Source organism: Pseudomonas sp. GM80 (assembly GCF_000282515.1).
Classification (GTDB): domain Bacteria; phylum Pseudomonadota; class Gammaproteobacteria; order Pseudomonadales; family Pseudomonadaceae; genus Aquipseudomonas.
This window is the reverse complement of the sequence record NZ_AKJD01000029.1, coordinates 1-7933: the sequence shown is the minus strand read 5'-3', so window position 1 is coordinate 7933 and position 7933 is coordinate 1. Positions and strand designations below refer to the sequence as shown.

9 protein-coding genes are annotated in these 7933 nt (G+C 61.3%); 6 read left to right on the top strand and 3 right to left on the bottom strand.

Annotated features, from left to right (window positions below):
- Positions 1 to 19: 19 nt before the first annotated feature.
- The gene (locus PMI37_RS03235) at positions 20 to 1402 is read right to left on the bottom strand and encodes a type VI secretion system Vgr family protein (RefSeq protein WP_008077987.1); all 1383 of its coding nucleotides are present in this window, start codon (positions 1400 to 1402) and stop codon (positions 20 to 22) included.
- Between the two features lie 221 nt (positions 1403 to 1623).
- Between PMI37_RS03235 and PMI37_RS03230 the strand changes: the two genes are divergently transcribed.
- Positions 1624 to 2328, top strand: a complete 705-nt coding sequence (locus PMI37_RS03230) for a YebC/PmpR family DNA-binding transcriptional regulator (protein ID WP_008077979.1) — start codon at positions 1624 to 1626, stop codon at positions 2326 to 2328.
- 127 nt (positions 2329 to 2455) lie between these two features.
- On the opposite strand, the gene PMI37_RS03225 is transcribed toward PMI37_RS03230, so the two are convergent.
- Both PMI37_RS03225 and zapE read right to left on the bottom strand, forming a co-directional pair.
- A complete protein-coding gene (locus tag PMI37_RS03225; protein WP_008077971.1) occupies positions 2456 to 3769 on the bottom strand; it encodes a leucine-rich repeat-containing protein kinase family protein in 1314 nt (437 codons plus the stop codon).
- A gap of 220 nt (positions 3770 to 3989) precedes the next feature.
- Entirely contained in the window at positions 3990 to 5120 is a 1131-nt protein-coding gene (zapE, locus tag PMI37_RS03220) for a cell division protein ZapE (protein WP_008077970.1), read from the bottom strand.
- Positions 5121 to 5406: 286 nt separating this feature from the next.
- Here zapE and PMI37_RS03215 point away from each other — a divergent pair, with 286 nt between their 5' ends.
- The 5 genes from PMI37_RS03215 to PMI37_RS03195 all read left to right on the top strand — a co-directional run.
- Positions 5407 to 5928, top strand: a complete 522-nt coding sequence (locus PMI37_RS03215) for a Csu type fimbrial protein (protein WP_008077969.1) — start codon at positions 5407 to 5409, stop codon at positions 5926 to 5928.
- Positions 5929 to 6031: 103 nt separating this feature from the next.
- The gene (locus PMI37_RS03210) at positions 6032 to 6565 is read left to right on the top strand and encodes a Csu type fimbrial protein (RefSeq protein WP_008077968.1); all 534 of its coding nucleotides are present in this window, start codon (positions 6032 to 6034) and stop codon (positions 6563 to 6565) included.
- A 20-nt stretch (positions 6566 to 6585) separates the two neighbouring features.
- Positions 6586 to 7122, top strand: coding sequence for a Csu type fimbrial protein (locus PMI37_RS03205; protein ID WP_008077967.1), 537 nt, complete (start codon positions 6586 to 6588; stop codon positions 7120 to 7122).
- Between the two features lie 4 nt (positions 7123 to 7126).
- On the top strand, positions 7127 to 7627 hold the full coding sequence (locus PMI37_RS03200; RefSeq protein WP_008077966.1) for a Csu type fimbrial protein: 501 nt from the start codon (positions 7127 to 7129) through the stop codon (positions 7625 to 7627).
- A gap of 33 nt (positions 7628 to 7660) precedes the next feature.
- Positions 7661 to 7933 (top strand): fimbrial biogenesis chaperone (locus PMI37_RS03195; protein WP_008077965.1); only part of this gene is annotated, 273 nt, incomplete at its 3' end.

The window sequence follows — 7933 nt, the reverse complement described above, 5'->3', positions numbered from 1 at the left end:
CTTCGGCAGCTCCTACAGGTCAGGATCGGTTGATCAGCCAATCTAGTAACAGGCTGCTGTCGCGGGCTGACGGTACCTCTACCTGCGCGGAATCGCGTTGCGTACCCAGACACAAAATCGGTCGATCCGGATCGCTGTCGAGAAAACTTACCCACACCTCGCTGCCCGTGCGGGGCAGGTCGTGGGCCGCGAGGCGGCCGTGGGCGTGAGTCAAGGCGATTGGCAGCCATATGCCCTCATCGTCGCCGACGGCTGACGTCGGCCACACGCTCACGTTGATCCGCCCCTGCTCATCAAGAACGGTCGGCAGACCGGTGGGGCCGAGCACGCGGGCCAGATGATAGCCGGGAATTCGCGGTCGGGCTTGTTTGAGCGGCGGACGAAAGTCGGTCGACCAGGGCAGGGCACTGAAGTCGTTGTGATAGCGGTACTCGACAGGCGCAGGGTCAAGAATCGATGGCTGTTGCCCGTGATGGCGCAGTTCAGTGATCAACCACTGCTCGTTGAAACCACTGACAGGGTGCTGAGTCACTTGCAGCAGATGGCCACTGCGCAGTTGACGGCTGTCGCTGCGGCCATGGATCGAACGATATAGGCAGCGCTGGCGCTCCAGATGGCGGCGACTGCGCTGTTCGGCATGGCGCTGTTGCGCGGACATCGTGCTCACACTCGGGGCGGCGACGGTTTGATTGGCAGCGTCTTCGCCGCCAGCCTGTTGCCCACGGTTTCGGACATCGTGCTGAGGCACTGAGGGCGCGGCATCGTGTCGTTGAAACAGACTGTTTACCCGTGGCGTTTCCCCGTCGTCGGTGTTGAACGGAATCAGTACCGGCGTCTGTGGCAGGCTCAAACTGTCGTCGGCAAACACCACGACATGTCCCTCAGGGCCGTGTTCGAAGTGATAGTGGATGCCTTCTTCTTCGCACAACCGCTGCAGCAACGCCAGGTCGCTTTCTTCGTACTGGATGCAGAAGTCGCGTGGTGGATAGTGGCCGACGGTCAATTCGATGCGGAAACTGTCGGCCGGCAGGTCATGCTCCGCGAGTAACTGCGCGAGGATCGCCGGCACACTCGACTGCACAAATACTCGACGCACCGGCGACTGTGCCAGACGTTGCAAATGTGGCACCAGGACCAGGCGATAGCCGACGCGATGACTGCCGCGATGGTCGCAAGTGACGCAATGGATCACGCCATGAACGCCTTGCTGTTCACCCATGCGCAGAAAAGCAGGCTGGTGCAGCAACGCGCCCGGCGGTATCGCCGGCGCCAGGCCAATGACTTCGACGTCAAACCGGAATGGCTGATTCAGTGCTTCCTCGCCACTGAAACGCAGCACCGGCAGGCGTAACTCGCCATCGGTCAGGGTCAGGGTGAACGGACTTTCCTTGTCATTGAGCATTCGCACAGGTTCTGTCAGGCAATACGGACGGCAGAGGGTACGAAACCGCAGCGCTGAATAGTCATCGCAAGAGGCCTTTTCAGAATCGCCCTACAACGTGTGGTGAAGATGTCGATTCGCCAATCAATATTTTTGGTCGATTGCCGACTTTAGGCCGTATAAACTTGGCGCCACGCGTCGGCCAATAGATGTCTCGGCGCCACAGATCAAGAGAGTGAGTAATGGGCGCACAGTGGAAGGTTAAACACAAAGAAGCGGCAGCCAACGCCAGGGGCAAAATCTTCGGCAAACTGGTGAAAGAAATCACCATTGCTGCGCGCAACGGCGCCGATACCGCCACCAACGCACACTTGCGTCTGGTGGTTGAACAGGCCAAGAAAGCCTCGATGCCGAAAGAGACCCTCGACCGCGCCATCAAGAAAGGCGCCGGTCTGCTGGGTGAAGCGGTGCAATACCATCGCGTGACCTACGAAGGTTTCGCCCCGCACCAGGTGCCGCTGATCGTCGAGTGCGTGACCGACAACGTCAACCGCACCGTGGCAGAAATCCGTGTCGCGTTCCGTAAGGGCCAGCTGGGTGCTTCCGGTTCGGTCGCGTGGGATTTCAACCATGTCGGCATGATCGAAGCCTCGCCGGACACCCCGGACGCCGATCCGGAAATGGCCGCGATCGAAGCCGGTGCCCAGGATTTCGAGCCGGGCGAAGACGGCGCGACCCTGTTCATCACCGACCCGACTGACCTTGATGCCGTGCAGAAAGCGTTGCCGGAGCAAGGCTTCACCGTGTTGTCGGCCAAGCTTGGCTACCAGCCGAAAAACCCGGTGACCGGGTTGAGCGATGAGCAGATGGCTGAAGTCGAGGCGTTCCTCGAAGGCCTCGATAACCATGATGACGTGCAGGATATGTTTGTCGGTCTGGCGGGCTGATTTGTTTCGCCAGTGATGGCCTCATCGCGGGCAAGCCCGCTCCCACAGGTTTTTGCGCAGTTCACATATTTTGTGCACGACACGGACACTGTGGGAGCGGGCTTGCCCGCGATTGACCGCGCAGCGGTCACAGATTTTCAAGATCGCGCAACACTTCACTGAACCCCGGCCGCGCCAGCACCTGCGCCTGGCAACAACGCCGTTCCAGCTCCTCACAATGTAAACGCTGTTCGGCACTCAGCCCCGAATCGATACGCGCCAGCAATTCCCCCAACAAGATCCCGAACGCGCGCACCTCAATGCGCTGCAGCGCCCGTGTCTGTGCGTTATCGGTGGTGGCATGGAACGACGCCCCGCCAAAATCCCCCAGAAGACAATCGCCCCGGTCGTTCAACAAAATGTTGTGCCCGTACAGGTCACCGTGGGTAATGCCTTGCTCATGCAGATGTTCCGCTGCCGAAGCAATGCCCTTGGCAATGCGTAAGGCAACCTCGGCCGTGAAGCGCAGGTCATCGGCGTATACATCCCGCGAGCACGAGGCCAGGCTTGGCAATCCGGCAAGATTGCGAAAACTTGGGTCAATCAGTTGCATCACCAGCCCTTGCTGACCCTCGGGGTGACCGTTGATACGTCCTTCAACGCGGATCAGGTTCGGGTGCAAGCCAGCGGTAATGCACGCGTTCATTTCGTGCAACGGTGAGCCGTCGCTGGTCATTGCACCTTTGTACAACTTCACCGCGACCGGTTTCAGCGAGCCATCGGCTTGCTGCCAGTTCGCCCGGGAAATCACCCCGGAGGCGCCTTCGCCGAGTTTCTGCTCCAGGCGCAATGCCGACCAATCAATCAGCGGCGTGGCTTCCAGTGCGGCGGCATCGGCTTCGGTTTCCAGCGGATTACCGGCGTAGGCCAGCCATGTCAGGCTCGGCAAGCTCAGCAGCCACTGCGGCAGTTCACTGAACTGGTTGACCGAGATGCGCAGCAGCTCCAATCGATGGCAGTTGCGCAGCGATTCAGGCAGCGCTTGCAGACGATTGCCCGAGAGCATGAGTTTTTGCAGATAAGGGCGCTCGCCCAATTCAGTCGGCAGGGTTTCGATGCAGTTGTCGGTCAGGATCAACCAGCGCAGCAACGGTGGCAGCGCGGCGCCGGGGACTTCGACGATGCGATTGGCCTTGAAGCCGACCATCGTCAGCGCCGCACATTGGCCGAGGCAGGCGGGCAGTGCGGTGAAAGGATTGTCCGAGCAAAACAGCACGCGCAGGCGGGTCAGGCGATGCAGATCATCCGGCAGGCTGCTGAGTTTATTGCCGCTGAGGTTGAGGATTTCGAGGGTGTCGGCCAGCTCGAAGATCTCGCGCGGAAACTCGGTCAGCCCGCAAGACAGATCCAGCCGCGTGATGCCCGACAACTCGCCGGCGCGTAATTGAGCAAGGGTGTGCATTGTAGGTGTTCACTTTTTGAAAAAAGGCCAGTGGCGCGAGGCGCTGGGGAATGGGCGCCATGATAACGGCAAAGCCTTGATTTGAGGCTGCTCAGATCCAGTAGACACCCCACACCCTGTGGGAGCGGGCTTGCCCGCGATGAGGCCCTTTCAATCGAAATAGATGTTGAATGTAAGTCCGCCATCGCTGGCAAGCCAGCTCCCACAGGGTTTTGGGGTGTCAGGCGGGGTCGTGGATAACCTGTAGCTGCCCTAACCGGCTACGCGTGCGCCCCAGGTCGATCGCATCGCCGCCAAGGCTTTCGCGCAGCGACTGTCGCCCTATCAGCGTCAGGTGTTTGTCCTGGTCGTAGAGCACGTCAATCAGATTGATGAAGCGTTGTTGCGCGGCAATCGAGCAGTCGCCCAGCAGCGGTAAATCGTCAATCACCCAGTGGTCGAAACGCCGGCACAACTGCAGATAGTCCATCACTGCGGTCGGCTGCTCACACAGATCAGCGAACGTAAACGCCACGCGTCGGCCTTCACTCAAACGTGCGCGAAACTGCCGGGTACCGACGGTCAGCGACAGCGGTGGCGCATCTTGCGTCGGCAGATCCAGAGCCTGGCGCTGGGCCGCTGTGCCCGGCCACACGTAATGGCCGTGGGTAAACACCTGGTGTTCATGGTTGCGCGCGAGACTGCGGTAATCATGCGGGCCGCCGACTTCCATCACCTGCATGCGCGTATTGATCAGCTCGATCACCGGTTTGAAACGCGCGTGATAGAGCGGATTGGGCAGTAAACCTTCGGGCGGATAGTTGGAGGTCACCAACAACAGAATGCCGCGCTGAAACAGTGCCTTGAACAGCCGGGTGATGAGCATCGCATCGCCGATGTCATGCACATGAAATTCGTCGAAACACAGCACCCGACAGTCCGCCAGCAATTCATCGAGCGTGGTGGCGAGGGCATCGTCCTGCTCGCGATGGCTGAACATGCCCTGGTGCAATTGCGCGAAGAATTGATGGAAGTGCAGACGGCGTTTCTCGCTGATCGGCAACGCCTGGAAAAAACCGTCGAGCAGCCAACTCTTGCCGCGCCCGACCGCGCCGTACAGGTAAAGACTCGGCGGCGTGCGCGCCGTGGCGCCGAACAGCAGGCTGGCCTGCTGCGCCATGCAATCGATCACCTGTTGCTGGCTGTGGCTGAGGGTATAGCCCTGATTGTGTGCCTTGTGCCGAAAGTAATCGCGGATCGACTCGGCGCTGGCGTCATGCCCGGCGCTGGCGGGCATGTTTCGGCCGAACAGGCGGCGCAACGTCGACCAGCGTTGCTTCAGTCGAGTGGATTTTGGCGGTCGGGCGGGCACGCTGGGCTGACTCCGTATTGGTCGAACCGGCTCCACGGAGCGCGGCGGCCTAGTGTAACCAGACGCAAAGTGATGCTTCCAGCAGCTCTGCACGGGAGTGGGCGATCACTGAACAGTATTTTGCCGGTTGTACAGCTATTGGCAGTGGCCATTGCGCGGTGTGATCAACCTTTCGAAACATATCCCGCCGGTTGCATGGATCCAATCGACTGGCGCAATCGCCGTGTGTTGCTAACCTGAAACACAGTAACGACAACGCAAGCGATCGCTGACAAGGAATGGAGCAGTGAATGCACGGGTGGTCATGGGCCTGCTGGGTGTGCTGGGCGCACCGGTCTACGCGGCGGATCTTCAAGTCGAAGTGCGCGTCGATGTGCAACGTGGCTGCCAGTTGATCGGCCAGCAACGTGAAGCGGGAATCGAGCAACTCGGTGTGCTGAATTTCGGCAGCACCGCGCGTCTTGATGATCCGGCCGGGCCGCTGGGCGCGGCGTTGACCAATCAACGCCTGCCACGGCTGGAGTGCAACCCGGACACGCCGTATCAAATGCGCGTCGATGGCGGTCTGCATGGCGGTGTCGGTGAGGTGCGCTACATGCTCGGCGGGGCGGACAGCCAGCCGATTCCGTACCGCTTGTATCAGGACGCCGCGCGGCGGATACCGCTGGTGGTGGATGTACCGGTCAGCGGCCGAGTGCCGGACACTGGCACGGTGGAATTGCCGCTGTACGCGCGGATCGAGCGTCTGGCGCAGGTGCCACGGGTCAGCCGCTATTCGGATCTGATCAAGGTCACCGTCACTTGGTGATCAGCGCATTTTAACGGGCAACCCTGAGGATTCGGGTTGTGCAGCAATGCGTTCGATGATGAACGCAGGGGTTGGAGTCACCTGAAGGAGTAGGGACGGGCGCATGACAGGCAAGTACTGGATGGTCATGGCGGCAGGTACGCTGGCATTACTCGCGGACGCTGCGCAGGCAGCGGTCAGCGGGCAGATTCATGCGCGGCTGACCCTGATTGCCGGCTGCGAAGTGACCAATAGCAGCAACCCGTCCAGCCCGGTCGGTGAGCTGGGCACCCTCGATTTCGGTCTTCAGGGCCCCACCTGGAACGCGCCGATCAAGGCCAGCCTCGATGGCGACAGCAGCGGCAAACTCAATGTTGCCTGCAATCCTTCGGTCACCGGTTTCACCGTCACCATCGACGGCGGCACCCACGGTGACGGCAATACCCGGCGCCTGAGCAACGGCCGCCAGACCATTCCCTATCAGCTGTTCGTCGATCCCTCCGGCGTCCGGAGCTACAGCATCGGCCAGCAACACAATTTCGCTGTTACCAGCGGTGCGCAGATACCCATTCCGGTATTTGGCTCGGTGGTGGCGAATACCCGCGCGGTACCGGCAGGGGTCTATACCGACACCCTGACGGTGACGCTCGACTGGTAACCCCGTAGAGGACGGACACCATGCGTACGTTTGCATCAAGGATAGGTTTGTCGCTGCTCGGCCTGACGCTGGTTTCCAGTGCCAATGCCGCCACCACGGTCACCGGCCAGATCACCTCCAGCCTGATCCTGATCAGCAGCTGCCAGGTCAACGGCGCTGGCGGCTCCACCGGGCTGAACTTCGGTGCATTGAACTTCGGCACCGCCAATAGCCTGTTCACCACGGCCACCGGGCAAGTGCTGGGCGGCGGTGGCGGGGCGCTGTCGATCCTGTGTTCGAGCGGCACCACGCCGACGGTCAAGGTGCGCGCCGGGGCCAACGACGGCAAATCACCGGGCGGTACGCGGGCGTTGTACGACGGCGTCGCCAACTATGTGCCGTACGACTTGTACACCGACGCCGGGCATTCGCAGTTGCTGGCGATTGACGGCACGATCAACCTCGCCGCCAGCACCGGTGTCGCGCAAACGGTGAACATCTACGGTCAGGCGGTGGGCAAGGCCGGTCTGCCGGCGGGTACCTACACCGACACCGTCGCTGTCGAACTGACGTTCTGATGCCATGCGCCGGCAGGGATGCGCCGCTCTGCTCCTGCTCTGTACGGGCAGTGCGCCGCTGACGCTGGACGCGGCGACGAGCCAGAGCTTTCAGGTCAGCGCCACGGTCACCGCTGGATGTCTGGTGGTGGGCGGGGTGTCCAACTACGGCGGGCTGAATTTCGGCTCGCGCTCAGCCTTGGCCACCGGCACGGTGCAGGTCGCGCTGACGGGCGGGGTGCAGCTGCAATGCACGCCGGGGGTGACGTTGAACATGAGCGTCGATGGCGGACAGTACAACAGCAGTGGCCGGCACATGCAGGTCAACAGTGGCACGGCGCGGGTGGCGTATGCGCTGTTTCGCGATGCGGCATACAGCCAGAGCCTGGGCATCGGCCAGAGTGTGGCGGTGGCCTACAGCGATGCGAACAACATCAGCCTGCCGATTTACGGTCAGGTGCAATTGCCGGGCAATCAGCCCGGGGGGACGTACAGCGACGTGCTGCAGGTGCAGCTGTCGTGGTAAGCGCCGTTTGAATGGCTGACGAGGAGCAGGTGTATGGGGGCAGTTACATTCATTGGGCGTGCGTTTTTTGCGCTGCTCGTCCTCGGGGCAGGCTATGCGCACGCTGCCAGTTCGGTGCTGATCTGGCCGATCGATCCGGTGCTGGAGGCCGATCAACAGGCCAGTGCGTTGTGGCTGGAGAATCGCGGCAACGAGACCGCCAATCTGCAGATCCGCGTGTTCGGCTGGAGCCAGAGCGGTTTCGAGGAGCAATACCAGAATCAACGCGACGTGATCGGCAGGCCGCCGGTGGCGAAGATCGAGCCG